The sequence below is a fragment of the Nocardia sp. NPDC087230 genome, from assembly GCF_044744725.1.
GTDB lineage: Bacteria > Actinomycetota > Actinomycetes > Mycobacteriales > Mycobacteriaceae > Nocardia > Nocardia canadensis.
Window position 1 is genome coordinate 14,531 of sequence record NZ_JBIUYV010000007.1, and the last position, 17,194, is coordinate 31,724.

At 67.4% G+C, this 17,194-nt stretch carries 18 protein-coding genes and 1 other RNA gene; 12 read left to right on the top strand and 7 right to left on the bottom strand.

The features are described 5' to 3' along the window. Positions 1–58 precede the first annotated feature (58 nt). The 6 genes from recQ (at position 59) to ACIO52_RS23035 (ending at position 5,619) form a co-directional block, all read left to right on the top strand. Positions 59–2,050: a DNA helicase RecQ gene (gene recQ / locus ACIO52_RS23010; protein ID WP_394358744.1), complete on the top strand. Its 1,992-nt coding sequence runs from the start codon at positions 59–61 to the stop codon at positions 2,048–2,050. Between the two features lie 51 nt (positions 2,051–2,101). Then, positions 2,102–2,338: a hypothetical protein gene (locus tag ACIO52_RS23015; protein WP_218717622.1), complete on the top strand. Its 237-nt coding sequence runs from the start codon at positions 2,102–2,104 to the stop codon at positions 2,336–2,338. Positions 2,339–2,561: 223 nt separating this feature from the next. Next, positions 2,562–3,161 carry a YdcF family protein gene (locus ACIO52_RS23020; RefSeq protein ID WP_218717621.1) on the top strand — a complete coding sequence of 200 codons (600 nt, stop codon included), beginning with the start codon at positions 2,562–2,564 and terminating at the stop codon, positions 3,159–3,161. 124 nt (positions 3,162–3,285) lie between these two features. After that, entirely contained in the window at positions 3,286–4,230 is a 945-nt protein-coding gene (locus ACIO52_RS23025; protein WP_218717620.1) for an acyl-ACP desaturase, read from the top strand. 55 nt (positions 4,231–4,285) lie between these two features. After that, entirely contained in the window at positions 4,286–4,759 is a 474-nt protein-coding gene (gene smpB / locus ACIO52_RS23030; RefSeq protein ID WP_110036321.1) for an SsrA-binding protein SmpB, read from the top strand. Beyond that, the gene (locus ACIO52_RS23035) at positions 4,756–5,619 is read left to right on the top strand and encodes an EamA family transporter (protein ID WP_402646630.1); all 864 of its coding nucleotides are present in this window, start codon (positions 4,756–4,758) and stop codon (positions 5,617–5,619) included. Before smpB ends, ACIO52_RS23035 begins: the two co-directional genes overlap by 4 nt. A gap of 5 nt (positions 5,620–5,624) precedes the next feature. On the opposite strand, the gene ACIO52_RS23040 is transcribed toward ACIO52_RS23035, so the two are convergent. Continuing rightward, on the bottom strand, positions 5,625–6,917 hold the full coding sequence (locus ACIO52_RS23040) for an ABC transporter substrate-binding protein (RefSeq protein WP_402646632.1): 1,293 nt from the start codon (positions 6,915–6,917) through the stop codon (positions 5,625–5,627). Positions 6,918–7,142: 225 nt separating this feature from the next. On the opposite strand from ACIO52_RS23040, the gene ssrA reads away from it, so the two are divergent. From ssrA to ACIO52_RS23065, 5 genes are all read left to right on the top strand, one after another. Next, positions 7,143–7,514: a transfer-messenger RNA gene (ssrA, locus tag ACIO52_RS23045) on the top strand. Between the two features lie 121 nt (positions 7,515–7,635). After that, complete coding sequence (locus tag ACIO52_RS23050) at positions 7,636–8,271, top strand: hypothetical protein (RefSeq protein ID WP_402646635.1); 636 nt, start codon at positions 7,636–7,638, stop codon at positions 8,269–8,271. A gap of 565 nt (positions 8,272–8,836) precedes the next feature. Next, complete coding sequence (locus ACIO52_RS23055) at positions 8,837–9,145, top strand: hypothetical protein (protein ID WP_342800612.1); 309 nt, start codon at positions 8,837–8,839, stop codon at positions 9,143–9,145. Next, on the top strand, positions 9,142–11,457 hold the full coding sequence (locus ACIO52_RS23060) for a hypothetical protein (protein WP_402646638.1): 2,316 nt from the start codon (positions 9,142–9,144) through the stop codon (positions 11,455–11,457). Before ACIO52_RS23055 ends, ACIO52_RS23060 begins: the two co-directional genes overlap by 4 nt. A gap of 245 nt (positions 11,458–11,702) precedes the next feature. Further along, entirely contained in the window at positions 11,703–12,014 is a 312-nt protein-coding gene (locus tag ACIO52_RS23065) for a hypothetical protein (protein ID WP_402646641.1), read from the top strand. 586 nt (positions 12,015–12,600) lie between these two features. On the opposite strand, the gene ACIO52_RS23070 is transcribed toward ACIO52_RS23065, so the two are convergent. From ACIO52_RS23070 to ACIO52_RS23080, 3 genes are all read right to left on the bottom strand, one after another. Beyond that, the gene (locus tag ACIO52_RS23070; RefSeq protein ID WP_218717618.1) at positions 12,601–12,813 is read right to left on the bottom strand and encodes a DUF5302 domain-containing protein; all 213 of its coding nucleotides are present in this window, start codon (positions 12,811–12,813) and stop codon (positions 12,601–12,603) included. Between the two features lie 77 nt (positions 12,814–12,890). Continuing rightward, on the bottom strand, positions 12,891–13,217 hold the full coding sequence (locus ACIO52_RS23075; RefSeq protein ID WP_316575799.1) for a hypothetical protein: 327 nt from the start codon (positions 13,215–13,217) through the stop codon (positions 12,891–12,893). Further along, complete coding sequence (locus ACIO52_RS23080) at positions 13,214–14,380, bottom strand: serine hydrolase domain-containing protein (RefSeq protein ID WP_402646645.1); 1,167 nt, start codon at positions 14,378–14,380, stop codon at positions 13,214–13,216. The genes ACIO52_RS23075 and ACIO52_RS23080 overlap by 4 nt, the downstream gene beginning before the upstream one ends. 120 nt (positions 14,381–14,500) lie before the next feature. Between ACIO52_RS23080 and ACIO52_RS23085 the strand changes: the two genes are divergently transcribed. Next, the gene (locus tag ACIO52_RS23085) at positions 14,501–15,388 is read left to right on the top strand and encodes a hypothetical protein (RefSeq protein ID WP_218717615.1); all 888 of its coding nucleotides are present in this window, start codon (positions 14,501–14,503) and stop codon (positions 15,386–15,388) included. Here ACIO52_RS23085 and ACIO52_RS23090 read toward each other — a convergent pair. The 3 genes from ACIO52_RS23090 to ACIO52_RS23100 all read right to left on the bottom strand — a co-directional run bounded on the left by ACIO52_RS23090 (position 15,366) and on the right by ACIO52_RS23100 (position 17,134). Continuing rightward, positions 15,366–16,205 (bottom strand): DUF1266 domain-containing protein, encoded by an 840-nt coding sequence (locus tag ACIO52_RS23090; RefSeq protein WP_218717614.1) that lies wholly within the window; start codon positions 16,203–16,205, stop codon positions 15,366–15,368. The two genes, ACIO52_RS23085 and ACIO52_RS23090, sit on opposite strands and share 23 nt — an antisense overlap. A gap of 117 nt (positions 16,206–16,322) precedes the next feature. Next, a complete protein-coding gene (locus ACIO52_RS23095) occupies positions 16,323–16,661 on the bottom strand; it encodes a YnfA family protein (protein WP_316575796.1) in 339 nt (112 codons plus the stop codon). A gap of 17 nt (positions 16,662–16,678) precedes the next feature. Beyond that, positions 16,679–17,134 (bottom strand): DUF4442 domain-containing protein, encoded by a 456-nt coding sequence (locus ACIO52_RS23100; RefSeq protein WP_316575795.1) that lies wholly within the window; start codon positions 17,132–17,134, stop codon positions 16,679–16,681. Positions 17,135–17,194: the final 60 nt, after the last annotated feature.

A 17,194-nucleotide genomic window follows, 5' to 3' on the forward strand; every position in this document is an offset into this window, starting at 1 on the left:
ACGTCGTCGGGCCCGGCGGACGGGCTGCGGTCCCGGTCCACGCTCGTAGGATGGCCCGGTGAGCAATTCCGGCGCCACGGCCCCCGATGTCGACGACTTCCCGCCCGAAGACTTCCCGCCCGACGACGCGTACCCGTCCGACGGTGGCTATGTCTCCGAGCACGATTTCGACGACACCGGCGGCTTCCACTTCGACGACCTCGCTCCGGCCACGCCCGGCCGCGCGGCGGCCCCCGCTCGCCCGGAGACCGCCGAGGAGGTCCTGCGCCGGGTCTTCGGCTACGACGCCTTCCGCGGCGACCAGGCCGCCATCGTCGAGCAGGTCGTCGGCGGCGGTGACGCGCTGGTCCTGATGCCGACCGGTGGCGGTAAATCGCTGTGCTACCAGGTGCCGTCGCTGGTGCGGCCCGGCGTCGGCGTGGTCGTCTCCCCGCTGATCGCGCTCATGCAGGACCAGGTCGACGCGCTCAGCGCGCTCGGCGTGCGGGCCGGGTTCCTCAACTCCACCCAGTCCCCGGATCAGCGGCGCACGGTGGAGGCGCAGTTCGTCGCCGGTGATCTCGACCTGCTCTATCTCGCGCCCGAACGCTTGCGCCTGGAGTCCACGCTGCGGCTACTCGACCGCGGCACGGTGGCGCTGTTCGCGATCGACGAGGCGCACTGCGTGTCGCAGTGGGGCCACGACTTCCGGCCCGACTATCTCGCACTGTCGCTGCTGCACGAGCGCTGGCCCGATGTCCCGCGCATCGCGCTCACCGCGACCGCCACCGAGAAGACCCGCGCCGAGATCGTCGAGCGGCTCGACCTGGGTGCGGCGAAGCAGTTCGTCTCCAGCTTCGACCGCCCCAACATCCAGTACCGGATCGAGTCGAAGAACCGCGCCGACCGGCAGCTGCTCGACTTCATCCGCGCCGAGCACGCCGGCGACGCGGGCATCGTCTACTGCCTGTCGCGCAATTCGGTGGAGAAGACCGCCGCGATGCTCAACGAGAACGGCGTGCGCGCGGTGCCCTATCACGCGGGCCTGGACAACCGGACCCGCGCCGAGAACCAGGCCAGGTTCCTGCGGGAGGACGGCCTGATCGTGGTGGCCACCATCGCCTTCGGCATGGGCATCGACAAGCCCGACGTGCGGTTCGTCGCCCATCTGGACCTGCCCAAGTCGGTGGAGGGCTACTACCAGGAAACCGGTCGCGCCGGCCGCGACGGCCAGCCGTCGACCGCGTGGATGGTCTACGGCCTCGCCGATGTCGTTCAGCAGCGCAAGATGATCGACTCGAGCGAAGGCGACGCCGCGCACCGCAGACAGCTGCAACTGCATCTGGACGCCATGCTCGCGCTGTGCGAGACGGTGGGCTGCCGTCGCGTGCGGCTGCTGAACTATTTCGGGCAGCCCGGCCAACCCTGCGGCAACTGCGATGTGTGCCTGAACCCGCCGGAGACCTGGGACGGCACGGTCCCGGCACAGAAGCTGCTCTCCACGGTGCTGCGGCTCGAGCGGGAACGCGGACAGGCCTTCGGCGCGGGCCACCTGATCGACATCCTGCTGGGCAAGACGAATCCGAAGATCACCCAGCACCGGCACAACGAGCTGTCGGTGTTCGGGATCGGCACCGACCTGCGCGACACCGAATGGCGGGGCGTGACGCGGCAGTTGCTCGCCGGCGGACTGCTCGCGGTGCGGGGGGAGTACGGCGTGCTCACCCTGACCGACGCCAGCAACGAGGTGCTGTTCGAGGGTAAGAAGGTGCCGATGCGCCGCGAGCCCGAACGCGCCGCCCGGCCCGCGCGCAGCGCGAAATCGGCCAAGGCGGCCGTCGATCTGCCCGCGACCGATCTGCCGCTGTTCGAGCGGCTGCGGGCCTGGCGCGCGGCCACCGCCAAGGAGCAGGGCGTGCCCGCCTACGTGGTCTTCCACGACGCGACACTGCGCGAAATCGTTGCGCGCAAACCGGGTTCGCTCGCCGAACTCGGTACCGTCGGCGGCGTCGGCGAGAACAAACTGGCCCGCTACGGCGAGGGGGTGCTGGCCGCGCTCGCCGAACAGTGAGCGGAAAAGGAACGCGCGACGAACCGGGGTGGCGCGCGATACTGTCGAGCCATGGCGAACGGTGAAGGCTCCGACAGCGACTCGTCGGGCGGCACGAGCTCGGGCGGCGCCGACGCTCCGCTGCCGCCGCTGCCGCACCGGCACATCGACCCGGTCGTCGCGCCGAGCCTGCTCGGCGGTCACCAGCCGGTGGTTCACCGGGGCAGGCCGCGCTGGTCGACCGTCGCGCTGCTCCTCCTCTTCGCCTCGGCGCTGGCGCTCTATCTGGCCCTGCGCCCCGGCGGCTGACCTCTCATCCACGCGCCCGCCCACGGCGTTTCGGTACCCGAGCGGTTCCGGAATGTTTGCGATGCTGCGGACCAGTGGATGACGCCGAGCGCTGTGACCTGTGGTAGCCGCAGGTCATAGCCCTGCCTGCGGCCCGCTTCCCGGCGCACTGTAGGCCTCCTCGACCGATCGCGGCGATCGGTCCCGGCCCGAGGAGGCGACGGGAACGGTGTGGGTGACCTGGGTGACGCGAGGGGTGTGCGCGGTCCTGACCGCGACCGGAATCGTCTGTGCGGCAGCACCATCGGGCAGCGCGGAGCCCTCGTCGCCGATCGGCGTGCGAGACCTGCCCCGCCTTCTGACGCCGTCGCTGCCCGGCACCTACGGCGAGGACACCGCCGTGGTGATCCTGGGCTACGGCCTGACGCCAGAGGGCACCGTGCGCCCGGAACTGGTCCGGCGGTTACGGGCCGGCCTCGTGCAGGCGGTGTTCGCGCCGTGGTCGCCGATCATCGTTACGGGCGGCAATCCACGGGCCGGGCTGAGCGAGGCGGACGCGATGGCCGATTGGCTGGTGGCGGCGGGCATCGACCCGGCGCGGATCCTGCGTGAGCCGCAGGCCGATTCGACCGTGGCCAATGCCCGCTTCACGGCGGCGCTGATGGCCGAGCACCAGCTGCGCGCCGCGGTGCTGGTGACCTCGGGTGACCACCTCGACCGGGCCAGGGCCGCCTTCGACGCCGCGGGCGTGCTGGTCGTCGGCGAGCTGACCCCCGACCGCACCCCGTGGCCCGCCCTGCCCCTGCGTATCGATCAGTTCGGTCCGGCACTACCGCCCGCCTAGCCCGGACGGTCGGTTCCTGTGAGCGAACACAGTGTTTCGTCATGTGACCGCCGCGGACGCGTCCACACAGCATGGTGGGCGCAGGGGGTCCGCCTTTCCCGCCCGCCAACTCCGAGGTGACATCTTGACGCTCCAGCTCTCCGACAGCGACATCCTGGCCGAGCTCGAACCGACCGCCGAAGCGAACCTGAACGACCACTTGGCCAAGGCCAAGGACTGGCACCCGCACGACTACGTGCCGTGGGACGAGGGCCGCAACTTCGCCGCGATGGGTGGGATCGACTGGGACCCGGAGCAGTCGCGACTCAGCGAGGTGGCCAAGGCGGCCATGATCACCAACCTGCTCACCGAGGACAACCTGCCCTCCTACCACCGCGAGCTCGCCGACACCTTCGGCTTCGACAACGCCTGGGGCACCTGGGTCGGGCGCTGGACCGCCGAGGAGAACCGCCACGGCATCGTCATGCGCGACTACCTGGTGGTGACCCGCGCGGTCGACCCGGTCGCGCTCGAGGAAGCCAGGATGGCGCACATGACCGCCGGCATCGCCAAGCCGGAGAAGGGTTCGCAGTTCCTCAAGGGCGTCGCCTACGTCACCTTTCAGGAACTGGCGACCAGGATCAGCCACCGCAACACCGGCAGGCTGTGCGACGACCCGATCGCCGACCGCATGCTCGCGCGCATCGCGACCGACGAGAACCTGCACATGATCTTCTACCGCAAGCTGTGCGCGGCCGCCCTCGACCTCACCCCCGACGCGACGATGCGCGCCATCACCGACGTCGTCGTGCGCTTCCAGATGCCCGGCCTCAACCAGCCGAACTTCCGTCGCAACGCGGTCATGCTGGCCAAGCACGGCGTCTACGACCTGCGCCAGCACCTCGACGTCGTGCTCGAGCCGGTGCTGCGCACCTGGAAGGTCTTCGACCGCACCGATCTCGGCGACGAGGGCGAACGCGCCCGCGACGAGCTGCACGCCTACCTGCTCGACCTCGAGGCCAAGGCGACCCGATTCGAGGAACAACGCGACCGAGCCCTGGCCCGCGCCCTCGAGCGCGCGGCGAGCTGAGGGTGGGACGGACCTTGGAATAAACGGCTGGCGCGGTCACTTAGAGTTGACCGTTATGAAGGAAAAGGGCAGGAAGGTCATCGCGACCAACCGCCGGGCGCGGCACAACTACACGATCCTCGACACCTATGAGGCGGGGATCGCGCTGGTCGGCACCGAAGTCAAGAGCTTGCGCGAAGGCAAGGCGTCTCTCGTCGACGCCTTCGCGACCGTCGACAACGGCGAGGTCTGGCTGCGCGGCCTGCACATTCCGGAGTTCAGCCACGGCACGTGGACCAACCATTCGCCGCGGCGCACCCGCAAGCTGCTGCTGCACAAGCGCGAGATCGAGCACCTGGTCGGCAAGTCCAGGGAGGGCAACCAGACGCTGGTGCCGCTGTCGATGTACTTCTCCGACGGCAAGGTGAAGGTCGAGCTCGCGCTCGCCAAGGGCAAGCAGGACTACGACAAGCGTCAGGACCTCGCCCGCAGGCAGGCCGAGCGTGAGGTCACGCGCGAGATCGGTCGGCGGGTCAAAGGCATGCGTTGATCTCCGTCCTGCTCGCCCTCGTGGCGGCGGCGGGGTACGGAGTCAGCGATTTCTTCGGCGGGATCGCCGCCCGGCGGGTCACCGCGTTGCGGGTGGTCGTCGTGTCCTACCCGTGGTCGGTGCTGCTGGTCCTGCTGATCGCGCCGCTGGTCGGTGGGCACGCGGACGCGGCATCGATGCTGTGGGGCCTGGCCGCGGGCGTCGCCAGCGGACTGGCGGTGTGGTGGTTCTACGCCGCGCTCGCCGACGGTCCGATGTCGGTGGTGTCGCCGGTGACCGCGGTGCTGGTCGCCGGCATCCCGGTGATCGCCGGGTTCTTCCTCGGCGAGCGACCGCGGCCCGCCGCGATCGCGGGAATCGCGCTCGCGCTGGTCGCGGTGGTGCTGGTCAGCCGGGAAGCGCCGGACGAGACGACCGAGGAGATCATCGGCGGCCGGGAACTGCGTTTCACCCGTCGGGTCGCGCTGCTCACCGTCGGCTCGGGCGCCGCGTTCGGCTTCGCGTTCTTCTTCCTGCACGAGACCAGCGCGAGCGCCGGGCTGTGGCCATTGCTCGGTCAGCGCGCCGCCGCGACGGCCGTCGTGTGGACCTCCGCGCTGGCCGCGGGCCAGTTCCGCGGCCTGCGCGGGGAACCCTTGCGGCTGGCGCTGGCGGTCGGCGTCCTCGATGTGATCGCCAACGCGGCGCTGCTGTACGCCTTCCACGGGTCGCTGCTGTCGGTGGTCAGCGTGATCGGCTCGCTGTATCCGGCCGCGACCGTGCTGCTGGCGATGGTGCTGCTCGGCGAACGGATCAGCGGGACGCAGAAGGTGGGCATGGTGCTCGCGCTCGCGGCGGTCGCCATGATCGCCGCGAGCTGAGGCCACTACAGCCGGGTGCAGGGCTCGTGCAGGTCCAGCTTGCCCAGGGTCTCGCCCTGATAGCCGACCTCGATCGCCCTGGCGCCCATCGGCGCGGCCTTGTCCGGTTCGAACACCGAGGTCCACTCACCGCTCAGATCGGGTTGGACCGCGCCCGCCGGATGGATGACGACCATGCCCTCGCCATCGGGTCGCAGGTCCTCGATCGTGCGGCGCAACCCGGCCCGGGTCAGCTCGCCCTCTTCGGCCGCGGCGATGAGCAGGGCCTTGAGCGGATAGGAGATCGCCCAGCCCAGCGAATAGCCGAAGTTCGCCGGTGCGCGATCGACGGCGGCGCGGGCGTGCCGGGCGCCGACGCTGTCGCCGTTCCAGCTGTCGACCGGGGTCGTGTAGTTGTAGAGCGCCGTCAGCGCGGGGGCCGCGGCGGTCTGCAACAGCGCGGCGTTCCAGGTCGGCAGCGAGCCGAGGAAGCGGCCGGTGTAGCCCGACTTCACCAGCTTGCCGACGATCTCCGCGGTCTCGGCGGGACCGGTGGCCAGCAGGACCAGGTCGGGATCGGCGGCCAGGACCTCCTCGACCGGTCCGTCCTGGTTGCCGACCTCGCCGTTGGGGCCGGTGTCGACCCGGTCGGCGATGGTGGCACCGTTGGCGATCGCCCACTTCAGCGCACCGCTGGCGTAGTCGCCGCCGTAATTGCCACGGTAGGCGACGATGGCGATATTGCGCGGGGCGTAGTGGGTGCGGGTGAACCAGTCCAGGCCGGTCACCGCCTCCGTGCAGTAGGAATAGCCCGCGCTGAGCACCAGATTGCGGTCGGCGCTGCGATAGTTCCAGCCCGACCACTGGGTGGCCGCCACGCTGACCATGTCGTCGGTGTCCATCTGATTGAGCATCGCGATGGTCTGGGCGGTGCCGAAGCTCATCGCCAGCGCGAGCACGTGCGGCTCGATCTCGGCGTAGGCGGTGCGATGCGTGCGTGGGTCGAGGGAGGTGTTGCGGGCGTTGGTGGTGATGTCGATGTCGTAGCCGCCGATGCCGCCCGCCTGGTTCACCTGGTTCCAGAACGCCAGCTGGCCCTCGTTCATCGACGAGCCGAGGGCGGAGAACGGGCCGTTCGCCAGGTCCGACAGGACGCCGAGATAGATGCACCCGCGGTCCTTGTGCGTCGATCCGGGACACGGTGCGCTGGTGACTCCCGGCCCGGCGGTCGAATCGCCGGCGGAGCACGCCGCGGCGAGGAGGAGGCCGGCCACGACGGGCACGGCGGCCGACCGGCGCAGCCGGCTGGTGAATGCCATGAGGTAACTCCTTGTTCCAGCCGCACACGGGATCTCGCGCGTCCCGGTCCAGCCGATCGAGAACAGTACCCCGGTCGACCGGCGCATCTCCCCGGATCGGCGGTGCGAATAAGTGTGGTTCGCTGACGAGTCACATCGGCGACACCGCGCGCTGGCAGAAATATCGGGAAGATTCCCGGCGACGGCAGTGTTAACATGACTAGCCCGCACGGTGCGGGCACGTACGGGGCTGAACGGTTTCGACTGCGTACGTTGATTCAGGGGAAGCGTGTCGGTGCAGGCAAGAGACCACCGTAAGCGTCGTTGCAACCAATTAAGCGCCGATTCCAATCAGCGCGAGTACGCCCTCGCTGCCTAAGTAGCAGGTCGTCTCTGTCGGACCGGGTTCGTCCCTCGACCCGGACCCTGGCATCAGCTAGAGGGAATTACCGTTCGGCTCGGTCGCGGAGTCGGACGGGACATCCAACAGCGACTGGGATCGTCATCCGGGCTTGTTCGCGAGACTCGGAGATCCGAGCAGAGACCTAGCGAACTGCACACGGAGAAGCCCTGAAGACGCGGCGGAGGACCCGGGTTCGATTCCCGGCAGCTCCACAAGAGCGGTCTTACTCGAAACGGGGTCCGAAAGGACCCCGCCGAGAGTAGGGCCGCTTTTCCCGTTCCTGGGCGCTGGTCGTATCGAAGGATTTCCGCAGGTCATCCTGGCTCCGGCCACAGTATGAAGGTCGGCGAATGGTTGCTGCAGCTCGTCGGCGACGACCCCGTCGATGTCGAGGTAGAGGCGTTCGAAGAACGCCCTGTTGAGGTGGCGTCGGACCTCATCGGTGCGGGTTCGGTACAGATCCCACGGATCGGCCAGGAGGTCGAGCCCTCGTTCGAGGATCTCCACCCCAACAGCGAGTTCAGCGTTCGTCGCGGTGAGACCGGCTTCGACAGCCGCCCGATCGGCGTGAATCTTCCGCAGGCGATCTTTGATCTTGGTTTGTGGCAGCGTGCCGTCGGCGGCCAGGTCGAGCAGTCGCTCTTCCTTGGCGTCGAGGTCTTTGAGCTGCTTGGTCATACTGCTGTGCATCTGACGGACGCTGGCCTGTTCGTCTGTCATGACCTGGCCGAGGAGCTCACGCGCCGTCGTCTGGAACCCCTCTGGGATGCGGAGCGTCCCGTAGTGCTCGACGATGGCATCTTCGACGCGATCAGCGGGGAGGTGAGGCAAATCGCACACGCCTTCCTGGCGACCCCGGCACAAGAAGTAGCTGTACCGCTTGCCATTGCGCCCACGAGCTTCGGTGTAGATGAATCGCGAGGTCCTGCCGTCGCCTCGACAGCGACCACAGACAGGTCGCCCTCGAGATAGTGCTGAAGCACGCGATCCCGCTGCCCGCGGCGGCTTCGCACGTCTCGGACATCCTGAACCCGATCGAACAATTCTTGGGTGACGATAGCGTCGGCCTACCCGGTCGGAGCTGTTCGTCGACGATGACCCATCCCGCGTAGTAGGGGTCCTGGAGCAGTCCCTCTCGTTCCACGGCATGCTGGATCTGGCCACGCTGGGTCATGTGGCTTTGAGGACACTGCCTAGCGCGGACACGGGGTACTGGGTCTGACGTAGCTCTCCCGGACTTACGGGACAACCCTTAGCAATCGGCGGACGGAGCATCATTCGCCCGTCCACCATGGTCCGCCGACTTTCTGAAGATGGGGGAACCGATCCGGGCCGAGATGCGTCCTACGAAGTGAATGGGTGTGATGACGGCGGAGGCTGGCGGGATGGCAGGCGGGGAGCGTGACAGCAGTGCTGAGTAAGACGCGCGAAGAGGCAGCCCGAGCCGTAGAAGCCGCACTGCCACCGGTGAGTTAGAAGCAGCACCGTATGACACGTCATGTAGCGAGTTGCTGAATCAGGGGAGGGGCCAGGAGTTATGACCGGTCTGGATGTCAACAAAGAAGTGCTCATCACACTCGGTATGGAGCTATCGCGCGTCGGTGCTGCCGTCGAGGGAATGGACACCAAGGAACCCTTTCGGGTCGGGGTCGACGATCTGAAAGGCACAGCGACCGCAGCTGTTTCGGCAGCAGCCAGTGATCAGGTCAAGACCGCCCTGACCTCGGTCGCCTCGCGGATCAATGCGATGGGCGGCGCGGCAATCAGGTGCTGCATGAACTACGAGGAAGCCGACAAGGCGTTCGCCGGTCTGCTGGGCAATCTTGGGGAAGGCGTGTACTCGTGACCGTCGGTCTGGCCGCCATGCGCGGCTTCCATCCCGAAGCCACTACACACGCTGTGGCCGGTGCGATCGACGCGCTCGTCGCTACGTTCAGCACGCACATGAACGACATGTACGTCAAAGTCGATGCCAGCCAGGACAACTGGAAAGGAGCTGCGGCGACAGCGGCGAACCAGCGAGCGCTCGGCGAGCGGGTGGCCGGCAACACCTTGATCGGCGAACTCGACGACATCGCCGCGGCCTACCGCAAGCACGGCTCGGCGATGGATGGCTACTGCTCGGCCGCGGTCAAGGCGGCCGACGACTATCTGCGGCAAGGCTTCGATGTCGCCGACGACGGCACGGTGACCGTCCCGGCGGGTAAGAAAGACATTCCTGGCGCTGCGCCCGGACAGACGATCCCGATGAGCGCTGAGCAGCTCGCCACCTACGCGGTCGAGGCATCGACCAGGGTGAAAGGTCTGGTCAACCAATTCAACGCTGAAGACCTCGCTCTGGCCCAGGCTGCCGGGCAGGAACTGCTCGACATGGTGCAGAAAGCCGCGGGTGAGGCAGGGCTCGGGTCCTGGACGATGGACACCATCGACTCCGGCAACACCGGAGTGCAGGACGGTCTGCTTGTCGCCGACCGCAATGCGACTCCGGCTCAGATGCGGCTCATCGCAGATCGCCTCGCCGAGGCCGGACTCACGGCACAGGACATCGCGGATATCAACTCCGGCAAGAAGGTCGATCTGACCGAGGCCCAGTTCGCCTACCTGCATTCGTTCTACAACACCGCAGGTAAGGACGGGTTGGTCTGGATGACCGAGCAGATGAGCACCGGCGGCGATACCGTGCATGCCGCGAGCGTGGTCAATGGACTCAATACGCTGGCCAACCCCAACGTCGGTGCCACCGGTATCGGCCCCACCGGGAACCCGATGCAACTGCAAGGCGGCCTCAACCAGATCCCGTCCGGGATCTCCAACGTCTTGACCCGTGACTACTCACTTCGAGATGGCAACCGCACCCACCACTCGAACATCGACGGTGGCGAGCTCAAGCAGGTTACGTCGATGCTGGCGCTCGGCGACAAGATGACCGCGCCTGGCAGCGACATCAACCGCGAGCTCCTCAATACTGCAGGTGATCTCGTTGACAAGAGTGGGCACAACGTCACCAGAGAAACCGAAGACGGTCTCGTGAGTGATCTTGTCCAGTCGTTGGTCGAAACGGCCGGGGAAGACAAGATCGCCGTCACCGAGGTGCTGGCTGACCCGGGTAAGCGAGAAGACATTTTCGGCCCGCTGCTGACGAACGAGTACAGCAAGGATGACGGTGCCGCAGTCCAAGACATGCTCAGCTGGATAGAGGGCGACGCCACGTCGCCCGACACGGCCGTTGCCGATCGCGCCGGTGCGGCGGCGTCCGGTTTGGCCAACTACGTCGCGGGCCACAAGGACGAACTACTCAACGTCAACGGCCCGTATTCGGAATCGATCGGTGCCGCCAACCCACGCGCAACGCAAGGCATCGCCTCGGCGCTCAGTCCGTATATCGCTGATATGGCCGGGGTTGCTGACGATAAGACGGCAACTCGCAACTTCTACTGGGGTACTGACGACGATCACTCCAAAGCTCTGAGTGTCTTCACGGTCATGGATACCGACAAGGACGCGGCGACCTATTTCAATGCCCAGGCATTCATGACAACGTCGGAGCTGCAGCAGGCGTGGGCCAATTCGGCAGTCGCCAATCCGGAGGAACCGAATGGCGAGCTCGCCAGTCGTGCTGGGGTGATCCGGGGGCTGATCGACCAGGGCCTCACGGCCGAAGCCGAAGAGCGAGGAAAAGACGCAAAAGCGCACGGTGCCAACAGCTTCGCCAACAAGGGTGAGGCCTATGACGGAATAAAGTCTGCACTGAGTACCGGAATGAAATATACGCCAGTCGTCAAAGATGTGTGGGCGCCAGCGGTTGATGCTTACAACACCGTTGCCAAGAACAGTATCGTCGGCGTGTATCTGCCGCCCGATACTCCGGCGACGACCGTCAGCTACGACACCTACGACGCCTCGCGTCAGAATTATCAGATCGCGCAAGCGCTCCAATCCCACGGGGCGCTCGACCATAGCCCGACATACAATTACATGTTCAACGGCGATGGCACATTGAAAAGCTACGACGAACTTCTCGCAGCCAAGGGCGGCGACCATCACACGGTCAATGGCAACCTGACGAATGTGCTGAACAACCATCGTGGCGGAATATTCCATGACCACTTGCAGGACTATCACATCCAATACGGCCAAGGATTGGGGTCGGTCCGATGAACCGGATAGCTGTGTCTGCCCTCGCAGTTGCGCTGACGGTGGGACTGACCGCTGGCTGCTCTACAGATGAGGAGCCAGCAACCGCTACGGCCCTGTCGGAGCTGTGCATTCCGTGGAACGACTACCTCGTGAACGAACTCCATATAGCCGGTGTTACCGGTGGGACCCAGGATCCGAGATTCAAGATGGAGAAAGGCGGCGTGGGTCACAGGACGTGCACCTTCGATTGGCCAGGCAGCGGGGGTATGGCGGCGTCCCTGTTCGAGGACAAAGACAGCAAACTGCCACCGGCAGAACGCGAGAGGGTTCGCACGGACAATGCCAACGTGAAGACCGGGCAAGGTTACAGGCAGGTCGACGGGTATGGCTATCCGACCTGGGTCTACGACCGGCGCCCGGGCGCGCAGGAAGTGTCCGAGGTGAGAGTCGAGGTCTACCTCAACGACCACGTGGCGGGATTCGAAATCGGCCAGTCGCCCGCAGAATCCATGACTGACGAGCAATTGGCGAACACGATCCGGTTCACAATTTCACTCGCCGAGAAGCTGACCCGGTAAGAGGAGGGCTGCGCAGTTTCGCGGGTACACGGTGAATGCTTTTTGAAGGCTTGGGATCTTGTGCTACCGAGGTGGAGGAGAGTCCTGCGCCCGCTGTTGCTGGCAAGCATTCTCCAGATCGGGGTTTTCGAACGCCCATCTAACGGCGTGGCTGTTGACCCATGGCTGCGAACCGTCGGTGAGGCTTACGCAGTGTATCCGTTGGAGGTGGTCGTTCCGTCCCCTTCCGGCGATCGGGGTTGCCGACCTCGCTGTCCGCCTGCCGCTCTGATGGCGACGCCAGCTTCTCGCAGCGTTCTCGCTACGGTCCGCTTCGCCATCTGATGCTCGACCATCAGCTGAGTCATGGACGCGCCGGCCTCGTACTTGGCCACAATCTCGGCGACTTCCTCGGGCTTCAAGTGCTTCTTCGCGCCCCTGGAGGTTCGAGGCTCCGGATCCGTTGAACTCCGTGATCCGCATGCGTGCAGTCGTTCGCCCAGCTCGCAAAGGCTTCGCAGGAGGTTGACGTGTTTCGAGTAACTTCCCGGCAGCTCCACTCGAGGCCCCTCACCTGGCATCCAGGTGAGGGGCTTTGTCGTATCGGCTAGCCGCCCGCGCGGCGGCGGAAGGTGCGCTTGCCACCTGCCGCGGACTGGGTGCCGCGGACCTTGGCGGCGTTGTGCGCGGCCCCGCCGACGCCGGCCTTTCCGTTCTTTCGCTCGAGTGCTTCGCGGAACTTCCGCTTGGTCGCATCTTCCTGCGACTCGGTTGCTTCGCCACCGGAGTGTTCGGTGGCGGGTTCTAGTTCGTCGGCCATCAGCACAGCCTGCCACCTCCGGGTGATCTTCGAATCCCCGGCCGCGCAACGCCCGCCGTTCCTCGGTGGGACTCGGCTCATTCTTCGATGTAGCCGGTCGATGGGTCGACCTGGTCGAGGAAAGTGCGGATGGACCGGCGGTGCTCCTCGAACGTCGGGAATCGGATCGGCTCGGCACTCGGCCGATAGCCGTCGGGCGGGTGGGTGAACCGCGGTGCGAAGCCGTCGAATCCGTAGCCGGGGTTGGGGCCGGAGTCCCAGGCATAACCCGAGCGACCGTCCGGCGAGATCGTGACAGTGAAGATCTCGTCGTCGACGTTCAGAGTGAACGGTCCATCCGCCGGTGGGGGACGGTGATCGCCCCGGGGTTCGTCCGGATCGGTGGCTGAGGGCGAGGCGGTCATCCGGGAATCGCGGGTGGGCGGTCGGGGACGAGGTGGGTGGCCAGGGCGGTGCCGATGGGGATGGCGTTGTTGGTGGCGGGGGAGGTGGGGCCGTGGGTGGTGTAGACGATGATCGTGGTCTGGGTCTTGGTGTCGTGGAGGGCGATGCCGTCGTAGCCGCCGTAGGCGGGGTTCATGTAGAGCCAGTCGGCGAGGTGGACCACGCCGAAGGCGAAGTACTTCTCGGGGGTGAACGGGCCGAGGCCCGCGGTGGAGGGGCCCATCATCTGCTGGAACTGGTCGGGGGTGAGGCGTTCGCCGGTGGCCAGGGCGCGGACCCAGCGGCCGATGTCGGCGACGGGGGCGTTCATGTTGCCGCTGTGCAGGAAGGCGGTCGGGTTCCAGAAGGTGGAGTCCTCGAAGCCGTTGCGTTCGTTGGTGTACCCGTGCAGGTACGGCTCGTCGATCGCGGGATTCAACACGACCTTGCTGTTGTGCATGCCGAGCGGGATGAGGATGTGCTCGGCGATCAACTCGCCCAGGGGTTTGCCGGTCGCGTTCTGCAAGACCTCGCCGAGGGCGACGAGATCACTGTGCGCGTAGCCGAAGTCGGTGCCGGGCTCGAACAGCGGTGGACGGGCGTTGGCGCGTTCGAACAGCTGAGTCGCGGTCCACTCGCGGATCGGGTTCTCGGCGAAGATCTTCAGGAACTCCGGATCGGTCACGTAGTCGGCGATGCCGGAGGTGCTGTCGGCGAGCATGCGCGGGGTGATCTTGTCCGCGCGGGGGAAATCGGGCAGCCAGCGGGCTATCGGTTCGTCCATTTTCAGCACGCCGTCGCCGTCGAGGCGCCACAGCACGGTCGACAGCATCGGCTCCATCGGCTGGCCGACGCGCACTTTCATGTCGGGGGTCGCGGGGACGCCCAGCGGTGAGCCGCCGAACGCGCCGAGCGCGAGCTGTTCCTCACCCCGCCAGACGCCGTAGACGGCGGAACTGACACCGAGTTCGGTCACCTTGCCGCGCACGATATCGGTGATCGCCGTGGTCTCGGGACTGTCCGGCGGCGCGGTCGACGACCCGGAATCGCTGTCGGACCCGCACGCCGCGGCGGCCAGGACGAGCAGGAACGCGAGCACCGCGGACGCTCCGCGGTGCCCCCGATACCGGGGTGACACGCTCATGACGGCGATCCCTTCGTGGAAGAAAACTCACCCGAGCAGCGCAGTCGAATCTACGCCGCCCCCTTCCGCCGCGACAGCCCATCGGTAGGATCCTGCGAGGCGGGGCGGGCCAGGAGGGATGTGGCTGTGATCGAGGTGTGGGGTGCGCGCGTCGCGGTGCGATACGCGGACGGCAGGCTGGTGACGACACCGCTGCGGGCCGACAACGAGGCCGCGCTCGATGTCGGCGTGGCCGAGCTGGCCAGGATCGCGCTCGCGACGACCGACGACGAGCAGTTGGCGATGCTGCTGTTCTTCCGGTCGTCGGAGTTTCGCGTCAACGGGTCGGCGACCGACCGGCATCCGGTGCCGGTGTTCCTCGAGACCGGGCTACGCGAGCAGGCGCAGGTGCTGATCAGGGCGGTCGAACGCGATCTGATCAGTTTGCGCCGGGTGTTCCCGCCGCGCCCGAATCTCGTGCCGCCGCGCCCGGTTCCCGGCCCGAACGGTCCGCGGCGCCCGGACGTTTCGGCCGCGGCGGGCCGAATGCGCTTCGCGGGCAACTCGGTCCGCGAGATCGACATCCTGCACGGCTGCGCACGCCCGGACGAATACGTGCTCGAACTGGCTCAGGCGGGGCACGAGGGTGCGCCGGGACTGGTCGCGATCACCACGCTGCGGTTGCTGTTCGTCTCGGCGTGGGCGATCTACGAGTTCCCGGTCGCCGTGCTCACCGGCGCCGAGGTGCGCACCGTGCCGGGACAGGTGGTGACGCTGCGCGTGTCGGGCGCGGGCAGCGACCTGGACTTCCTGGATTGGGAGCCCGAGGATTTCGGCCGGGTGGCCGAGGCGCTGCGGCTGGCCTGCGAGATCGAGCACGTCGACGGGTCGATCTCGCCGTCGCTGCCGTCCTCGGCCGATCTGTTCGGTGAATGGCAGCTGCTGGTGGAGCGGCGCAAGCTGGGGATGGTCGCCGACGATCCGTTCCGGCGTCAGGCCGTGGGCATCATGCTGGCGATGCCGGGCTGAACACCGGCGCGCCCCGGTGCAGGGCCACCCGCCGCCACGGGCTCGACGGGCGCAGGTGCAGTCCGGCGATCATCCGCCGGCGTTCGGCGATCTGGGTCCTGGCGGCCGAGAGATCCTGCGCGGCGGCCCAGAAGATGGCGCCGGTGAGGAAACCGTCGCCGAACTGACGCCAGTTGCGGTAGTGCTGCCGGGCGCGATCCAGGCCGGTCAGCATGTGCTCCCAGGCCTCGTCCTCGGTGAGATACCCGGCGGTGCAGGCGGCGCGGGCGATGAAGACCAGCCGCGCCAGGTCCCAGGCGGTGGCGTCGGTCTGCAGCGGCGTCGGCAGGCTCTCGGTGATGCCGAGTTTGATGGCCTGCAGCCAGGCGTCGTAGTCGCGGTCGATGCCGGCGGGGCCGCGGTAGCCGCGGAAACCCGAGAGCGTGTGCAGGAATTCGCGATGTTCGTCGGCCAGGCCCGCGCGGTCGACCCGGCCGGCCTCGGTGGCCGCGGCCACCGCCAGCGGGTGGACCAGCTCGAACAGCGGCGCGTGCATGCCGGCGAGCAGCCTGCGGATGGTGTCGCGCGCGTCGTCGGCGTTGTCGACGCCCCACGATTCGTGCAGGCCCTCGATCGCGGTCTCGCGCCGGGTCGAGGTGCTGTCGTCCTCCTCGGGCAGGAATGCGACGCCGTCGCAGTACGCGCCCCAGCTGCGCCCGTAGTAGGCGCCGACGGCGAGTGCTCTGATCCGGTCGTCGTCGATCGCCGCGCCCGACCAGACGTCGGGTTCGTCGTCGATGTCGGGGCCGGGAAAGCCCGCGACGCGCGGCCGCTGCACTGATCCTGCCGGTTGCATGGAGCCACCCCTCCGCCGAGCCGAAACGTTGTGCCGCCAGATCTTACGACCGATTCCGCGCCGGGCGGCAGTCAGGCCTGGTCGGCCGCGGGGACACGCCTAGCTCGCCGCGCGCGGCACGTACATGATGATGGCGACCCCGACCAGGCAGACCAGCGCGCCGAGGACATCCCAGCGGTCGGGCCGGAACCCGTCCAGCGCCATCGCCCACAGCAGCGATCCCGCGACGAACACTCCGCCGTAGGCCGCCAGGATGCGGCCGAAGTGGGCGTCGGGTTGCAGGGTCGCGACGAAGCCGTACAAGCCGAGCGCCAGCACGCCCGCGCCGATCCATGCCACGCCCCGGTGCTCGCGCACACCCTGCCAGATCAGCCAGGCGCCGCCGATCTCGGCGACGGCGGCCAGCACGAACAGCAGGACGGAGCGCAGCACGGTCATGCCGCGACCCTACGAGTTCAGCGCCCGAAGGCTCGCAGCTGGTAGAGCCCGCGCGAGGTGGCGACCGTGGTGCCCGCGGCATCGGTGACGACGGCCTCGAGCACGAAATCGGCTTTGCCGTTGGCCGCGGCCTCGGCGCTGACGCGCGCGATCTCGTCCTCGCTCAGGGTGGCCTCCGCGCGCAGATCGCTGCGGGCCATCGCCCGGAACGCGATGTCGAACGACTTCACCAGCGGATAGAACGCCGAGGTGTCGAAACTGCCCGCGGTGATCGCACCGCCGAGCACCTCGGCGACGGTGAACTGCACGCCCGCGTAGATGGCGCCGAAGTGATTGCCGTTGCCCTCGCTCGGCACGGTGGTGACGGCGTAACCGCGCCGCACCTCGAGCGCCCGGACGCCCATGGTCGCGGCCACGGGCACGGCCACCTCGATGGCGCTGTTGACGGTGTCGACCAAGTCGTCTGCGGGCATGGGCCGCGTCCTTTCGCGAAACGGGACCTCACTGTCCCGACGCCGTCAGGGTATCGACGG